The sequence below is a fragment of the Streptomyces sp. NPDC048257 genome, assembly GCF_043201855.1.
GTDB lineage: Bacteria > Actinomycetota > Actinomycetes > Streptomycetales > Streptomycetaceae > Streptomyces.
In genome coordinates this window covers 32,254-48,273 of the sequence record NZ_JBICZI010000028.1, presented here as the reverse complement: position 1 = coordinate 48,273, position 16,020 = coordinate 32,254, and the positions used below count along the sequence as shown (strand labels likewise).

At 71.8% G+C, this 16,020-nt stretch carries 13 protein-coding genes; 9 read left to right on the top strand and 4 right to left on the bottom strand.

The window, feature by feature from the left end:
• Window positions 1-71: 71 nt before the first annotated feature.
• Window positions 72-890: a Cof-type HAD-IIB family hydrolase gene (locus ACGFZK_RS33070; RefSeq protein WP_393852544.1), complete on the bottom strand. Its 819-nt coding sequence runs from the start codon at window positions 888-890 to the stop codon at window positions 72-74.
• Between the two features lie 339 nt (window positions 891-1,229).
• Between ACGFZK_RS33070 and fahA the strand changes: the two genes are divergently transcribed.
• The 9 genes from fahA (at window position 1,230) to ACGFZK_RS33025 (ending at window position 10,786) form a co-directional block, all read left to right on the top strand.
• The gene (gene fahA, locus ACGFZK_RS33065; RefSeq protein WP_393852543.1) at window positions 1,230-2,453 is read left to right on the top strand and encodes a fumarylacetoacetase; all 1,224 of its coding nucleotides are present in this window, start codon (window positions 1,230-1,232) and stop codon (window positions 2,451-2,453) included.
• A 139-nt stretch (window positions 2,454-2,592) separates the two neighbouring features.
• Window positions 2,593-3,363, top strand: coding sequence for a GntR family transcriptional regulator (locus ACGFZK_RS33060; protein ID WP_393852542.1), 771 nt, complete (start codon window positions 2,593-2,595; stop codon window positions 3,361-3,363).
• A gap of 45 nt (window positions 3,364-3,408) precedes the next feature.
• Window positions 3,409-3,636 (top strand): ferredoxin family protein, encoded by a 228-nt coding sequence (locus ACGFZK_RS33055; protein ID WP_393852541.1) that lies wholly within the window; start codon window positions 3,409-3,411, stop codon window positions 3,634-3,636.
• Window positions 3,637-3,650: 14 nt separating this feature from the next.
• Window positions 3,651-4,997: an ABC transporter substrate-binding protein gene (locus tag ACGFZK_RS33050; protein ID WP_393852540.1), complete on the top strand. Its 1,347-nt coding sequence runs from the start codon at window positions 3,651-3,653 to the stop codon at window positions 4,995-4,997.
• The gene (locus ACGFZK_RS33045; RefSeq protein WP_393852539.1) at window positions 4,994-5,833 is read left to right on the top strand and encodes an ABC transporter permease; all 840 of its coding nucleotides are present in this window, start codon (window positions 4,994-4,996) and stop codon (window positions 5,831-5,833) included. The genes ACGFZK_RS33050 and ACGFZK_RS33045 overlap by 4 nt, the downstream gene beginning before the upstream one ends.
• Window positions 5,830-6,579 (top strand): ABC transporter ATP-binding protein, encoded by a 750-nt coding sequence (locus tag ACGFZK_RS33040; RefSeq protein ID WP_393852538.1) that lies wholly within the window; start codon window positions 5,830-5,832, stop codon window positions 6,577-6,579. The genes ACGFZK_RS33045 and ACGFZK_RS33040 overlap by 4 nt, the downstream gene beginning before the upstream one ends.
• 11 nt (window positions 6,580-6,590) lie before the next feature.
• Entirely contained in the window at window positions 6,591-9,314 is a 2,724-nt protein-coding gene (locus ACGFZK_RS33035) for a fumarate reductase/succinate dehydrogenase flavoprotein subunit (RefSeq protein WP_393852537.1), read from the top strand.
• 122 nt (window positions 9,315-9,436) lie between these two features.
• The gene (locus tag ACGFZK_RS33030; RefSeq protein ID WP_393852536.1) at window positions 9,437-10,042 is read left to right on the top strand and encodes a hypothetical protein; all 606 of its coding nucleotides are present in this window, start codon (window positions 9,437-9,439) and stop codon (window positions 10,040-10,042) included.
• 129 nt (window positions 10,043-10,171) lie between these two features.
• Complete coding sequence (locus tag ACGFZK_RS33025; RefSeq protein ID WP_393852535.1) at window positions 10,172-10,786, top strand: Uma2 family endonuclease; 615 nt, start codon at window positions 10,172-10,174, stop codon at window positions 10,784-10,786.
• A gap of 68 nt (window positions 10,787-10,854) precedes the next feature.
• Here ACGFZK_RS33025 and nuoN read toward each other — a convergent pair whose 3' ends face one another.
• The 3 genes from nuoN to nuoL are packed head-to-tail and all read right to left on the bottom strand — an operon-like array spanning window position 10,855 to window position 16,014.
• Entirely contained in the window at window positions 10,855-12,501 is a 1,647-nt protein-coding gene (gene nuoN, locus ACGFZK_RS33020; protein WP_393852580.1) for an NADH-quinone oxidoreductase subunit NuoN, read from the bottom strand.
• 5 nt (window positions 12,502-12,506) lie between these two features.
• On the bottom strand, window positions 12,507-14,099 hold the full coding sequence (locus tag ACGFZK_RS33015) for an NADH-quinone oxidoreductase subunit M (RefSeq protein WP_393852534.1): 1,593 nt from the start codon (window positions 14,097-14,099) through the stop codon (window positions 12,507-12,509).
• Window position 14,100: 1 nt separating this feature from the next.
• Window positions 14,101-16,014 (bottom strand): NADH-quinone oxidoreductase subunit L, encoded by a 1,914-nt coding sequence (gene nuoL, locus ACGFZK_RS33010; RefSeq protein ID WP_393852533.1) that lies wholly within the window; start codon window positions 16,012-16,014, stop codon window positions 14,101-14,103.
• Window positions 16,015-16,020 lie beyond the last annotated feature (6 nt).

Genomic DNA, 16,020 nt, shown 5'->3' with positions numbered 1-16,020 from the left:
AGCCCCGCCGGCGCTTGAGGCGCGGGGGTGCGGGGTGCGGGGTGCGGGGGCGGGGCCCCCGGGGCCGGCGGTCAGCCGAACAGCCGCTCCAGGACCACCGCGATGCCGTCGTCCTCGTTGGACAGCGTCAGCTCGTCGGCGACGGCCACCAGCTCGCGGTGGGCGTTGGCCATGGCCACTCCGTGGGCCGACCACGCGAACATCGGGATGTCGTTCGGCATGTCTCCGAAGGCGATCGTCCCGGCCGGGGAGACGCCCAGGACCTCCGCCGCCCGCGCGAGCCCACTGGCCTTGTCGATGCCCGGTGGCTGGAGTTCCACCGTGTGCTCGCCCGCCATCGTGACGTTCACCAGGTGCCCGACCACCGACCGCGCCACCCGCGTCAGTTCGTCGTCGTCCAGCTCCGGGTGCTGGAGCAGCACCTTGTTGATCGGCGCCGACCACAGGTCCGCGCGCCGCGGGACGCGGACCGTCGGCAGGTGGGGGTGCCACATCCGGTAGCCCGGCCCTATCAGCATCTCCGCGTCCAGCCCCTCCTGGTTGACCGCCGCGTAGACCTCGCCGATCTCCGCCTCGATCTTGCCGAGGGCCACGTCGGCGAGCTCCCGGTCCATGGAAACGGAGTGCAGCAGGCGCCCGCGCGCCGCGTCGTACACCTGCGCGCCCTGTCCGCACACCGCGAGCCCCGTGTAGCCGAGCCCGTCCAGGACGTGTCGGACCTGGGGGACGGGGCGTCCGGTGACGATGATGTGCTCGGCGCCGGCCGCGCGCGCGGTCGCCAGCGCCTCGTACGAACGGGTGGAGACGGTGTCCCCGGCTTGCAGCAGAGTCCCGTCCAGGTCAGTGGCGATCAAGGCATAGGGAAGGGCCGGAGGCGGGGCGGAAGTCACGGCGCCAAGGATACGGACCCCTTTGGACAAGTCCTACAAATAGAGCCCGAATCCGGCCTCCCGCACGCCCCATCCGTCACTTGACCCGCTCCTGCGACGGGCGGGGGCAGGGACGGGGCAGGGAAGTGCACAACTCCGACCGTAGAGGCCTCGATCGACAGCACGTACCAAAAGATCAGATATGACCGGAACTGTGGATACCTGACCACAGGCGTCGTTCCGGGGTGTGTTCCTTCTCCGCCGGGGTACCCGCGCTTTCGCGCCGGATCCTGAGTAGCGTGTCCCGCACCGTGTCTACCGGGACACCCCCGGACCGCGTCGAAAGCGAGGCAGCACCCCATGCCCCAGCAGAGCCCCCTCGATGTCCCCGAGGGCGACCCGTTCGGGCCGCACAACCTCCCCTACGGCGTCTTCTCGACCGCCGCGGAAGGCCGCCGCCGGATCGGCGTGCGCATCGGCGGGCACGTGCTCGACGCGGGGGCGGCCGCGGCCGCGCTCGGTTCCCCGTACGCCGGGCTGCTCGGGCAGGCCTCCCTCAACCCGCTGCTGGCCGCCGGGCGCACCGCCTGGCGCGACGTCCGCCGCGCACTGACCGCCTGGGTGACCGACCCCGGCCACCGCCCCACCGTCGAGCCGCACCTGCTGCCGCTCGACGAGGTCACCCTGCACCTGCCGTACGAGGTCGCCGACTACGTCGACTTCTACGCCAGCGAGCACCACGCCACCAACGTCGGCAGGATGTTCCGCCCGGACGGCGACGCGCTGACGCCCAACTGGAAGCACCTCCCCATCGGTTACCACGGCCGCTCCGGCACGATCGTGGTCTCCGGCACCGATGTCGTACGCCCCTCCGGCCAGCGCAAGGCGCCCACCGACCCGGCACCGGTCTTCGGCCCGTCCGTCAAGCTCGACATCGAGGCCGAGGTCGGCTTCGTCGTCGGCGCCCCCTCCGAGCTGGGCACCCCGGTGCCGCTGGGCGCGTTCGAGGACCACGTCTTCGGGCTGTTCCTGCTCAACGACTGGTCGGCGCGGGACATCCAGGCCTGGGAGTACGTACCGCTCGGCCCCTTCCTCGGCAAGTCCTTCGCCACCTCCGTCTCCGCCTGGGTCACCCCGCTGGAGGCCCTGGACTCCGCCCGCGTCACCCCGCCCGCCCGGGACTTCCCGCTCCTGCCCTACCTGGACGACGCCGCCCTCGACCGCCCCGGCGGCTTCGACCTGCGCATCACCGTCTCCATCAACGGTCAGGAAGTGGCGCAGCCGCCCTTCGCCTCCATGTACTGGACGGCCGCCCAGCAGCTCGCCCACATGACCGTCAACGGCGCCTCCCTGCGCACCGGCGACGTCTACGGCTCCGGCACCGTCAGCGGTCCCGAGGTCGGCCAGCGCGGCTCGCTGCTGGAGCTGACCTGGAACGGCCGCGACGCCATCGAGCTCACCGACGGCAAGCGCACCTTCCTGGAGGACGGGGACACCGTCACCCTCACCGCCTGGGCCCCCGGCCCGGACGGCACGCGCGTCGGCCTCGGCGAGGTCACCGGCCGCATCGTGGGATCGCGCTAGTCCACCCCTCGGTCGGCGGGGTGGCGGATCTTTCCGCCACCCCGCCGGAACCGCAGGTCAGAGCCCTGCACAAGCGCCGCCAGGTGGCGCAACACTGCGGCAACACCATCGACGCCGGGCCGCCGGTACGTTCCCTGCCATGCCAGCCGAACGAACCGCCACGCACACCGTCCCGGTCGCCGCCGCGCGCCGGCGGCGACTGCGCGCGGACCAGGCACGGCAACTCGCCGACCTGCTGCGCCACCAGATCCTGGCCGGCGGCTACCCCGACGGGGTCCTCCCCTTGGAGAGCCGGCTCGCCGACGACTACGGCGCCGGCCGCAACACCGTCCGACAGGCCCTCGACCTGCTGCGCGGCGAGCAGCTCGTGGAACGCCGCCCCGGTGTGGGCACCGTCGTGGTCTGCGAGAAGTACCCGCACGGCCTGGACCGCCTGCAGGGCCTGGCCGAGACCCTGAACGAGCACGGCCGGGTGACCAACGAGGTCCGCACCGTCGGCCCCGTCCGCGCTCCCGCCCCGGTCGCCGGGCGGCTCGGCCTGCCCGAGCACACGGACGTGCTCTACGTCGAACGGCTGCGGCGCCTGAACGGGCTGCCGCTCTCCCTCGACCTCACCTACATCCCCATGGACATCGGCGCCGGACTGCTGGGCTGCGACCTGGAGAACACCGACGTCTTCCGGCTCCTGGAAGAGCTGACCGGGCAGCCGCTCGGCCACGCCGAGATCACCCTCGAGGCCGTCAACGCCGACGCGCACTCCGCCGCCGTCCTCCAGGCCCCGCGCGGGGCCGCCGTCCTGATGCTGGAGCGGCTCACCCATCTGGCCGACGGCCGGCCCGTGGACCTGGAGTTCATCCGCTTCCGCGGCGACCGGATCACCATGAGCGGCCTGCTGCGCCGCTCCCTCTGACCGCTCCCTCCGTCCCCTTGCGTTCCCACCTTTCTGGAGACAGCCATGCCTGTGGTCCCCCAGCGCGGCGACGTGCCCGTGACCATCGACGAGTCCCTGTGCATCGACGGCTGCACCCTCTGCGTCGACATGTGTCCGCTCGACTCGCTCGCGATCCGCGAGGACAACGGCAAGGCCCACATGCACGTCGACGAGTGCTGGTACTGCGGCCCGTGCGCCGCCCGCTGTCCCACCGGCGCGGTCACCGTCAACATGCCCTACCTGCTCCGGTGAAAGGTCCCACCTCCATGCGTACGAAGGCACTCGCGCCCGCCGCGCTCGCCCTGGTGCTCGCGCCACTGGCCACGGCCTGCTCGGGCTCCGCCGGGGCGGCGGACTCCAAGACGGTCACCGTGACCGTCGGCTACCAGTCCAAGACCATCAACACGGTCACCGCCGGCACCCTGCTGCGCTCCCTCGGCTACTTCGAGCAGGAGCTCGCCGCGCGCGGCAAGCAGGACGGCATCACCTACAAGGTCGACTGGCAGGACTACGCGACCGGCGCCCCCATCACCGCCCAGATGACCGCCGGGAAGATCGACATCGGCTCGATGGGCGACTTCCCGCTCCTCATCAACGCCGTGCGCGGCAAGGAGCTCAAGCAGCCCACCCACCTGGTCTCCGTGACCGGCTACAACCTGCGCGGCGGCCTCAACACCGTGGTCACCGCCCCGGACTCGAAGCTGGAGTCCCTGGCCGACCTGCGCGGCAAGAAGGTGTCGACCAGCGTCGGCTCCGCCGCCGACGGGACGCTCGTACGGGCTCTGCAGCGCGCCGGGATCGACCCGTCGGGCGGCATCGAGAAGCTCAACCAGCAGCCCAGTGTGGGCGCTTCGGCGCTCCAGGCGGGCAGCATCGACGCGCTGTCGCAGTTCGTGGCGTGGCCGGGGCAGCTGGCCTTCGAGGGCCGGGCCAAGGCCCTGTACGACGGCGCCGAGTTGAACCTGCCGACCTTCCACGGGGTCACCGTGCGCGAGAAGTTCGCCCGCGAGCGGGCCGGCGTACTGGACGACTTCCTGCGGGCGCAGCGCCGGGCCACCGACCACCTGCGCACGGAGCCGGTCGCGGCCGCCGAGTCGGTGGCGAAGGAGACCGGGCTGCCCGCCGAGGTGGTGTACCTCTACAACGGGGCGAACGGCATCGCGACCTTCGACCCGGCCCTGCGACCGGAGCTGATCGATGCGCTGAAGCAGGACGTGCCGGTGCTGAAGGACGCCAAGCTGGTCGGCGACGTGGACGTGGACGCCTTCGTGGACCCCGAGCCCCTGCAGCGGGTGGCGGCCGGGACCGCCCCCTACCCCGCGGCCGTCGGCGCCCGCCCCGAGCTGTGGCTGAAGGGCCAGACCCGGACCCGGTCCTTCGACTCCCCGCGCGAGCTGCTGAAGGCGGCGCGCGGCGCGGACGTCCGGGCGGCGTACGTGCCCGACGCGGTGACCGGGACGCTCTGGTTCGCGGACAAGGCGGTGTGGGTCGCCGAGGGGCCGGAGCTGCGCGCCTTCGTCACGCCCGCGGGCGCGAAGTCGTACGTCGCCCAGCACCAGGGATCCGGGGCGCGGATCGTGAGCTTCGCCGAAGCCGGGGCCCTGGCGTCATGACGGGCGGGCGCCGGCTGCTGAGGGCGGCTTCGCTCGGCGTGGCCCTGCTCGTGTGGCAGGGGCTGACCTCGCTGGACGTGAACGTGTGGCTGCGCTTCGAGCAGTTCCCGACGGTGGGCGAGGTCGCCTCGACCTTCACGGAGCGGGCCGGGACCGGGCCCTACTGGCAGGACCTGGTCTCCAGCCTGCGCCGGATCGTGACGGGCTTCGCGCTCGCCGCCGTCCTGGGCGTGGCGGTGGGCACGGCGATCGCCCGGTCGCGGATCGCGGCCGACGTGCTGGGCCCGCTGCTGGAGGTCCTGCGGCCCATCCCGGCCATCGCCCTGGTCCCGGTGGCGATCCTGCTGTTCCCCTCCAACGAGCAGGGGATCGTCTTCATCACCTGCACGGCCGCCTTCTTCCCGGTGGTGGTCTCGACGCGGCACGCGGTGGGGGCGCTGACCCCGGTGTGGGAGGAAGCGGTGCTGACCATGGGCGGCGGGCGGGCGCGGATCCTGTTCTCCGTGGTCCTGCCGGGAGCCCTGCCGGGCATCTTCGGCGGCCTGTCGGTCGGCATCGGGGTGGCCTGGATCTGCGTGATCTCGGCCGAGATGATCTCCGGCGAGTACGGGGTCGGCTACCGGACCTGGCAGGACTACACGGTGATCGACTACCCCGGCGTCTTCGTCGGCATGGTCACCATCGGCGCGCTGGGCTGGCTGACCTCCACGGCCGTGGAACGCGCGGGCCGCCGCCTGACCCGCTGGCTCCCCGCGCGGACGGCCGCCCCGGCGGCCCGTACGTCCCGCCCGGCCCGCACGGCTCGTCCGGCCCGCACGGAAGAGGTGAGTTCATGAGCGCGACCGACGTCGCGACGACACCGACCGGTACCGCGTCCCGCGGGGCCCGGCTCGCGCTGAAGGAGGTACGGCTGGGCCACCGCGGGAACGTGGTGCTCGACGGGGTCGACCTGACCGTCGAGGAGGGCGAGGTGCTGACCGTCGTCGGCCCGTCCGGCTGCGGGAAGTCCACTCTCCTGCGCACCCTGGCCGGCCTGCTGGCGCCGCTCGGCGGCACGGTGGAACAGGACGGCGTCCCGGTCTCGGGCCCGGACGCCGCCCGGACGCTGGTCTTCCAGGACGACGCCCTGCTCCCCTGGCGCACCGTCCGGGCCAATGTGGAACTCCCCCTCGCCATCCGAGGCACCGCCCGCGCCGCGCGGCGGCGGACCGCCGGTGAGTGGCTGGAGCGGGTGGGCCTGGCCGGGCACGCGGACAAGTTCCCGCACCAGCTCTCGGGCGGGCAGCGCCAGCGCGTGCAGCTGGCCCGCGCCCTCGCCGCACGCCCCCGCGCCGTCCTGATGGACGAACCCTTCGGGGCGCTCGACGCCCAGACCCGCGCCGAGATGCAGGACCTCCTCGTGGACGTCCTCGCGGGCACCGGCGCGACCGTCGTCTTCGTCACCCACGACGTGGACGAGGCGCTGTTCCTCGGCGACCGCGTCGCACTGCTCGGCACCGCGCAAGTGGTCCCCGTACCGCAGCCGCGCGACCGCGGGGCCTCGTACGCCGGGCTCCGGCAGCAGATCATCAACTCACTCTGAAGGGCCGCACCATGGACATCCCCGCGATCGGCGACACCGAGGAACTCTCCTGCGACGTCCTCGTCATCGGCGGCGGCACCGCCGGCACGATGGCGGCCCTGACCGCCGCCGAGCGGGGCGCGCGGGTCCTGCTCCTGGAGAAGGCGCACGTCCGCCACTCCGGGGCGCTCGCCATGGGCATGGACGGGGTCAACAACGCCGTCGTCCCCGGCCGCGCCGAGCCCGACGACTACGTCGCCGAGATCACCCGGGCCAACGACGGCATCGTCGACCAGTCCACGGTCCGCCAGACCGCGACCCGCGGCTTCGCGATGGTGCAGCGCCTGGAGTCGTACGGGGTGAAGTTCGAGAAGGACGAGCACGGCGAGTACGCGGTGCGCCAGGTCCACCGCTCGGGCGCCTACGTGCTGCCCATGCCCGAGGGCAAGGACGTCAAGAAGGTCCTCTACCGGCAGCTGCGGCGCCGTGAGATGCGCGAGCGGATCCGGATCGAGAACCGGGTGATGCCGGTACGCGTCCTCACCTCGCCCGAGGACGGCCGGGCGATCGGCGCGGCCGCCTTCAACACCCGCACCGGCGCTTTCGTGACCGTGCGCGCCGGGGCGGTGATCCTGGCGACCGGCCCGTGCGGGCGGCTCGGACTGCCGGCGTCCGGATACCTGTACGGCACGTACGAGAACCCGACGAACGCGGGCGACGGCTACGCCATGGCCTACCACGCGGGCGCCGCCCTGACCGGGATCGAGTGCTTCCAGATCAACCCGCTGATCAAGGACTACAACGGGCCGGCGTGCGCGTACGTCGCGAACCCCTTCGGCGGCTACCAGGTCAACCGGCACGGCGAGCGCTTCGTGGACTCCGACTACTGGTCGGGGCAGATGATGGCGGAGTTCGCGGCCGAACTCGCCTCCGACCGGGGTCCGGTGTACCTCAAGCTCAGCCACCTCCCGGAGGAGTCGGTGGCCTCCCTGGAATCGATCCTGCACACCACCGAACGGCCGACGCGCGGGACCTTCCACGCGGGCCGCGGCCACGACTACCGCACGCACGACATCGAGATGCACATCTCGGAGATCGGGCTGTGCGGCGGCCACTCGGCGTCGGGGGTCCGGGTGGACGACCACGCGCGCACCACGGTGCCGCGGCTCTACGCGGCCGGGGACCTGGCGTCCGTACCGCACAACTACATGATCGGGGCGTTCGTCTTCGGCGATCTGGCGGGCGGGGACGCGTCGCGGTACACGGCGTACGAGGGCACGCTGCCGGCCGACCAGCTGGCGGCGGCCCACGAGCTGATCTACCGCCCCCTGCGCAACCCGGACGGGCCGCCACAGCCGCAGGTGGAGTACAAGCTGCGGCGGTTCGTGAACGACTACGTGGCCCCGCCGAAGACGGGCGCGAAGCTCTCGCTCGCCGTGGCGGCCTTCGACCGGATGACCGGCGAGATCGCGGAAATGGGCGCGACCACCGCGCACGAGCTGATGCGGTGCGCGGAGGTGTCCTTCATCCGGGACTGCGCGGAGATGGCGGCCCGGTCCTCGCTGGCCCGCACGGAGTCCCGCTGGGGCCTCTACCACGAGCGGCTCGACCACCCGGAGCGCGACGACACCGGCTGGCTGCACCACCTGGACCTGCGCAAGTCGGCCTCCGGGGCGATGGAGTTCACCGCCCGGCCGGTGGAGCCGTACCTGGTGCCGGTCGACGGTTTCGCCCCGGCCGGCGGTCCCTCGCGGCACCTGGGCGAGGTCGACCTGGTGCCGGTGGCCACGGCGGGCCCCCGTGAGGCGGCTCCGGCGGCCCGCGCGCAGGCCGGGCCGGTCCCGGACGCGGCACATCCGGCGGCGACCCCCCTCCGCGCCGGCGGAGCCTCGCCCCGGATCCTCGAACTGCTCGCCCTGGCCGAGGAGTCACCCGATCTGGCCGCCCTGTCGCCCTACCTGACCGACCCCGATCCGGCGGTACGGGCCGCCGCCGTGGCCGCGCTCGGCGAGACCGTCCCGGCCGGCGCCGGGCCCGCGCTGGCCGCGCGCCTCGCGGACGCGGATCCGGCCGTACGGGCGGCCGCCGCGGCCGCGCTGCGCGAGCTCGTGGAGGTCCTGCCGGGCGGGCCGGAGCTGGGGGCGGGCCTGCGCGCCGCCCTCGCGGTGCCCGACGCGGCGGTGCGCTCCGCCGCGCTCGAAGCCCTGCGGGCGCTGCGGCTGGGCGAGGCGGGGCTGTACGCCGCCTCGCTGGCCGACGCCGACCCGGAGGTCCGGATCCACGCGGTGCGGGGGCTGGTCTCGGTGGACGCGGTCCCGGAGCTGGCCGCGGCCGCCGCGGACCCGGCCCGCGAGGTCCGGGTGGCGGTGGCCAAGGGCCTGGCCTCGGTGCACGCCCCGGCCCCGGCCCCGCTGGACCCGCTGCTGGCCGACCCGGACCCGCTGGTGCGGGGCGCCGCGCTCGGCGCACTGGCCTCGGCCGGCTGCCCGGACGGGTACGCCCGTACCGCGGTGGCGGCCCTGGCCGACGCCGCCTGGCAGGTCCGGGCGGGCGCGGCGGCCGGGCTGTCGGCCGCGGCCGCGGAGGCGGCCGTACCGGCTCTGGCCAAGGCCCTGGCCGACGCCAACGCGGACGTCCGCAAGGCCGCGGTACTGGCCCTGCTGGCCCACCGGGACACCGCGGAGGCCCGGGCGGCCCTCGCCACGGCGGTCACGGACCCGGACGCGGACGTCCGCGCGTACGCCGCCCGCGGCTGAGGGAGCCACGGCCCCCGTTCGGAGGCGCGCCGCGTGCGCCCGGCGGGCGGGGCCGGGATGGTGGACGGACGAATGGAAGCGGGAACCCGTACCCCGTACCCCCACCGCGAGGAGCCGCCGCCATGTCCGTCCGCAGTCTGAAGACCGTCCTGGCCTGTGCAGCCGCCGTGTCGCTGGGTCTGGCCGCCGTGGCCCCGGCCCACGGGGTCGAGGGGCCGGCTCCCGATCCCCGCGACGCGAAGGCCATGCGGGACATGGCGACGGCGATCGCGGTGACGGCCAAGTACGCGGACGAGCGGGAGGCGCTCAAGGACGGGTACGTCCCCCACGGCGAGGAGTGCATGACCAACCCGTTCGGGGTGGGCGCCATGGGCTACCACTATGTGAAGCAGGCCAACTGGGGTTCGAAGGACCCCGCCAGGCCGACCGCGCTCCTCTACAGCAAGGAGAAGGACCGCAACGGCCGTCGCAAGCTCCAGACCGTGGAATGGATGTCGACCGACCGGGACCAGGACCTGAAGACCACCGACGACCGTCCGAGCATGTTCGGGCTGCCCTTCGACGGGCCGATGCCGGGCCACTGGGCGGGCATGCCCAGGCACTACGACCTGCACATGTGGGCGTACAAGGAGAACCCGGCGGGCCGCTTCCACAACTGGAACCCGGCGCTGACCTGCCCGAAGAAGGCGCCCACCCCGGCGAACCCCGCGCACGGGCACGACCGCTAGTCCGCCCGGCCTGTGCTGTGGAGTCAAGTGCCATGCGCATATGACTCACCCATAAGGGCGGCTTCTCCGGGAATCCCGGGCGATACGCTGGTCGAACTCGCGAGACTCCGTGGCATGGGAGCACTACCGATGAGCGTCGATCCCGAGACCCCCGAGCAGGAGCCCGCCCCGCGCTGGCCCGTCCCACCCGCGGGCGGGTGGACGGCCGACGACCTTGACCGGCTTCCCAACCTGCCTCCGCACACGGAGCTGATCGACGGGAGCCTGATTTTCGTGAGTCCGCAAACCCGTTTCCACATGCGAGCCCTGCGATTCTTCGAATGGCAACTCGAATCACTGGTTCCGGACGGACTCGAAGTGATGAGAGAGTTCACCATCGACATCGACCGACTGAACCGGCCCGAGCCGGACGTCCTCGTCGTCGATGAGGAACTGGCCCGGGGCCCCGAGCAACAGACACGGATCCCCGCCGCGTCCGTCCGGCTGGCCATCGAGGTCGTCTCTCCTGATTCGATCGGCCGGGACCGCGAGACCAAGCCGGCCAAATACGCCCGGGCAGGAATCCCCCACTACTGGCGGGTCGAGAACAAGAACGACCGGGCAGTCGTCTACGTGTTCGAACTCGAACCGGCCACGCATGTCTACGTCGCAACGGGCATCTTCCACGACCGGCTGAAGGTCGCGGTCCCCTTCCCCATCGACCTGGACCTCACCACCATCAAACCGAAGGGGCTACCGGAGTAGACCCGCACACAACCAAGGGCCCGGCTCCCCCTGAAGGGGACCGGGCCCTCGGCCATTGCGCGAACCGGTCAGCGGACGAAGGTGCTCGCCTGCCCCGCCAGGTCCAGGAAGTACTGCGGGGCCAGACCCAGGATCAGCGTGACCGCGACGCCCACCGCGATGGTGGTCATCGTCAGCGGCGAGGGGACCGCCACCGTCGGGCCGTCGGCCTTCGGCTCGCTGAAGAACATCAGGACGATCACCCGGATGTAGAAGAACGCGGCGATCGCGGACGAGATGACACCGACCACGACCAGCACCCCGGCGCCGCTCTCCGCCGCCGCCTTGAACACGGCGAACTTGCCGGTGAAGCCCGAGGTCAGCGGGATGCCCGCGAAGGCCAGCAGGAACACCGCGAAGACGGCCGCCGTCAGCGGCGAACGCCGTCCCAGACCAGCCCACTTGGACAGGTGCGTGGCCTCGCCGCCCGCGTCGCGCACCAGCGTGACCACCGCGAAGGCGCCGATCGTCACGAAGGAGTACGCGCCCAGGTAGAAGAGGACGGACTGGACGCCCTCCGCCGAGGTCGCGATCACACCGGCCAGGATGAAGCCGGCGTGCGCGATCGAGGAGTACGCCAGCAGTCGCTTGACGTCCGTCTGGGTCACGGCGATCACCGCACCCGCCAGCATCGTGACGATGGCCACCGCCCACATCACCGGACGCCAGTCCCACCGCAGCCCCGGCAGGACCACGTAGAGCAGCCGCAGGAGGGCGCCGAAGGCGGCCACCTTCGTCGCCGCCGCCATGAAGCCGGTGATCGGGGTCGGGGCGCCCTGGTAGACGTCCGGGGTCCACATGTGGAAGGGGACCGCGCCGACCTTGAAGAGCAGGCCGGTCAGGATCAGCGCGCCGCCGATCAGCAGCAGCGCGTCGTTGCCCATGGTGGAGGCCAGCGCCGGGTCGATCTTCCCGACCGTGCCGTCGACCACGTCCGCGATCACCGCGTACGAAACCGAGCCCGCGTACCCGTAGAGCAGCGCGATGCCGAAGAGGAGGAAGGCGGAGGAGAAGGCGCCCAGCAGGAAGTACTTCACCGCGGCCTCCTGCGACATCAGCCGCTGGCGGCGGGCCAGGGCGCAGAGCAGGTAGAGCGGGAGGGAGAACACCTCAAGGGCGATGAACAGCGTCAGCAGGTCGTTGGCCGCCGGGAAGATCAGCATGCCGGCGATCGCGAACAGGGCCAGCGGGAAGACCTCGGTGGTGGTGAAGCCCGCCTTGACGGCGGCCTTCTCGCTGTCGCTGCCCGGTACGGACGCCGCCTGGGCGGCGAAGGAGTCCACCCGGTTGCCGTGCGCCGCGGGGTCCAGCCGCCGCTCGGCGAAGGTGAAGACCGCGACGACCGAGGCCAGCAGGATGGTGCCCTGGAGGAAGAGCGCCGGGCCGTCCACGGCGATGGCGCCCATCGCGGCGATGTGGGCCTTGCCCGAGCCGTACCCGCCGGCGGCGAGGCCGACGACCGCGGCGAAGGCCGAGGCCAGCGCGGCGACGGTGAGGAACACCTGTACGTAGTAACGGGACTTGCGGGGCACGAAGGCCTCGACGAGGATCCCGAGCACCGCCGCGCCCACCACGATCAGCGTGGGCGCGAGCTGCGCGTACTCGATGGTCGGCGCGGGGATCCGGTCGACCGGCCCCTCGGCCGCCAGTGTCCACAGGCTGTGGGCGGAAGTCAGTGTGCTCACTTCGCCGCCTCCCCGTTCTTGGCTTCGACGTCGACCTCGGGCTTCGGGTCCGTCTGCTTCACGTCCGACATGGTGTGCTCCACCGCCGGGTTGACGATGTCGGTGAGCACCTTCGGGTAGACGCCCAGCCCGATCAGCAGGGCGATCAGCGGGGCGACCACCAGCACCTCGCGCAGGCGCAGGTCCGGCATGGTGCGGACCTCCTCCTTCACGGGGCCGGTCATCGTGCGCTGGTAGAGCACCAGCGTGTAGAGCGCGGCCAGCACGATGCCGGTGGTCGCGATGATGCCGACGACCGGGTACCGGGCGAACGTGCCGACCAGGACGAGGAACTCACTGACGAAGGGCGCGAGGCCCGGCAGCGAGAGGGTGGCGAGGCCGCCGATCAGGAAGGTGCCGGCGAGGACCGGGGCCACCTTCTGGACGCCGCCGTAGTCGGCGATGAGCCGCGAGCCGCGCCGCGAGATCAGGAAGCCGGCCACCAGCATCAGCGCCGCCGTCGACAGGCCGTGGTTGACCATGTAGAGGGTGGCGCCGGACTGGCCCTGGGAGGTCATCGCGAAGATGCCCAGGATGATGAAGCCGAAGTGCGAGATCGAGGCGTAGGCGACCAGCCGCTTGATGTCCCGCTGGCCGACCGCGACCAGCGCGCCGTAGACGATGCTGATCAGGGCCAGGACGAGGATCACCGGCGTGGCCCACTTGCTGGCGTCGGGGAAGAGCCCGAGGCAGAAACGGAGCATCGCGAAGGTGCCGACCTTGTCGACGACCGCGGTGATCAGTACGGCGACCGGAGCGGTGGACTCCCCCATCGCGTTCGGCAGCCAGGTGTGCAGCGGCCACAGCGGGGCCTTCACCGCGAAGGCGAAGAAGAAGCCGAGGAACAGCAGCCGCTCGGTGTTGGTCGCCATGTCGAGCGTGCCCGCGGCGCGGGCGGCGGTGATCTCCTGGAGCGAGAAGTTCCCGGCGACCACGTAGAGGCCGATGACGGCCGCCAGCATGATCAGGCCGCCGACCAGGTTGTAGAGGAGGAACTTGACCGCCGCGTACGAGCGCTGCGCGGCCGCGTTCTCGTCGGAGCCACTGTGGGCCCGGTCCCCGAAGCCGCCGATGAGGAAGTACATCGGGATGAGCATGGCTTCGAAGAAGATGTAGAAGAGGAAGACGTCGGTGGCCTCGAAGGAGATGATCACCATCGCCTCGACCAGCAGGATCAGGGCGAAGAAGCCCTGGGTCGGCCGCCACCGGGAGCTCTTGGTCTCCAGCGGGTCGGCGTCGTGCCAGCCGGCCGCGATCACGAAGGGGATCAGCAGCGCGGTGAGCCCGATGAGCACCACCCCGATCCCGTCCACGCCCAGCTCGTAGCGGACGCCGAAGTCGGCGATCCAGGAGCGGGATTCGGTGAGCTGGTAGCGGTCGCCACCGGGGTCGAAGCGGACCGCGACGAGCACGGCCAGGGCCAGGGTCGCCAGCGAGAAGAGCAGCGCGAGCCACTTGGCGGCGGTCCGGCGGGCGGCCGGGACGGCCGCCGTCAGGATCGCGCCGACCGCGGGGACCGCGGCCGTCACCGTCAGAAGCGGGAAATTCATCTCACACCGCCCTCATCAGCAGGGTCGCGGCGATCAGGATCGCCGTGCCCCCGAACATCGAGACCGCGTAGCTGCGGGCGTAGCCGTTCTGCAGCTTGCGCAGGCGGCCCGAGAGCCCGCCGACCGAGGCGGCCGTCCCGTTGACCACCCCGTCGACCACGCTGTGGTCGAGGTACACGAGCGAACGGGTCAGGTGCTCCCCGCCGCGCACCAGCACGACGTGGTTGAAGTCGTCCTGGTAGAGGTCCTTGCGGGCCGCCCGGGTGAGGAGCGAGCCGCGCGGGGCGACGACCGGGACGGGCTTACGGCCGTACATGGTCCAGGCGATGGCGACGCCGATGACGAGGACCACCATGGTGGCCGCGGTGACCGTCATGGCGCTGACCGGCGGGTTGCCGTGCTCGTAACCGGTGACGGGCTCCAGCCACTTGAGGAAGCGCTCCCCGATCTCGAAGAAGCCACCGGCGAAGACCGAGCCGAAGGCCAGGATGACCATCGGGATGGTCATCGACTTCGGGGACTCGTGCGGCTGCGGCAGGTCGCCCTCGGCGGAGCCGCTGTCGGACACGGTGGGCTGCCAGCGCTTCTCACCGAAGAAGGTGAGGAGCATGACGCGGGTCATGTAGAAGGCGGTGATGCCGGCGCCCAGCAGGGTCACCCCGCCCAGGATCCAGCCCTCGGTGCCGCCCTTCGCGAAGGCCGCCTCGATGATCATGTCCTTGGAGAAGAAGCCCGACAGGCCCGGGAAGCCGATGATGGCCAGGTACCCGAGTCCGAAGGTCACGAAGGTGACCGGCATGTACGTGCGCAGGGCGCCGTACTTGCGCATGTCGACCTCGTCGTTCATCCCGTGCATCACGGAACCGGCGCCGAGGAAGAGACCCGCCTTGAAGAAGCCGTGCGTCACCAGGTGCATGATCGCGAAGACGTAGCCGATCGGGCCGAGGCCCGCGGCGAGGATCATGTAGCCGATCTGCGACATCGTCGAGCCCGCCAGGGCCTTCTTGATGTCGTCCTTCGCGCAACCGACGATCGCACCGAAGAGCAGCGTGACCGCGCCCACGACGGTGACCACCAGCTGTGCGTCCGGCGCCCCGTTGAAGACGGCGGCGGAGCGGACGATCAGGTACACGCCCGCCGTCACCATGGTGGCCGCGTGGATCAGGGCCGAGACCGGGGTCGGGCCTTCCATCGCGTCCCCGAGCCAGGACTGCAGCGGGACCTGCGCCGACTTGCCGCAGGCGGCCAGCAGCAGCATCAGGCCGATCGCCGTCAGCGTGCCCTCGGAGGTCTCGCCCACCGACGCGAACACCGGCTCGAAGGCGAAGGTCCCGAAGGTGGTGAACATCAGCATGATGGCGATCGACAGGCCGATGTCGCCGACGCGGTTGACCAGGAAGGCCTTCTTCGCCGCGGTGGCCGCGCTGGGCTTGTGCTGCCAGAAACCGATCAGGAGGTACGAGGCGAGGCCCACGCCCTCCCAGCCGAAGTACAGCAGCAGGTAGTTGTCGGCGAGGACCAGCAGGAGCATCGCCGCGACGAACAGGTTCAGGTAGCCGAAGAAGCGGCGGCGGCGCTCGTCGTGCTCCATGTACCCGATCGAGTACACGTGGATGAGCGTGCCCACCCCGGAGATCAGCAGGACGAAGGTCATCGACAGCTGGTCCAGCTGGAAGGCCATGTCCGCCTGGAAGCCCTCGACGGGGATCCAGGTGTACAGGTTCTGGGTCAGGGTCCGGTCCTCGGCCGTGCGCCCCAGCATGTCGGCGAACAGCGCGGCGCCGATCCCGAAGGAGACGGCCGCGAACAGGGTGCCGATCCAGTGACCGACCTTGTCGAGGCGCCGGCCGCCGCACAGCAGCACCACCGCTCCGAGCAGGGGCGCTGCCACCAGCAGCGCAATCAGGTTCTCCACAGCGAC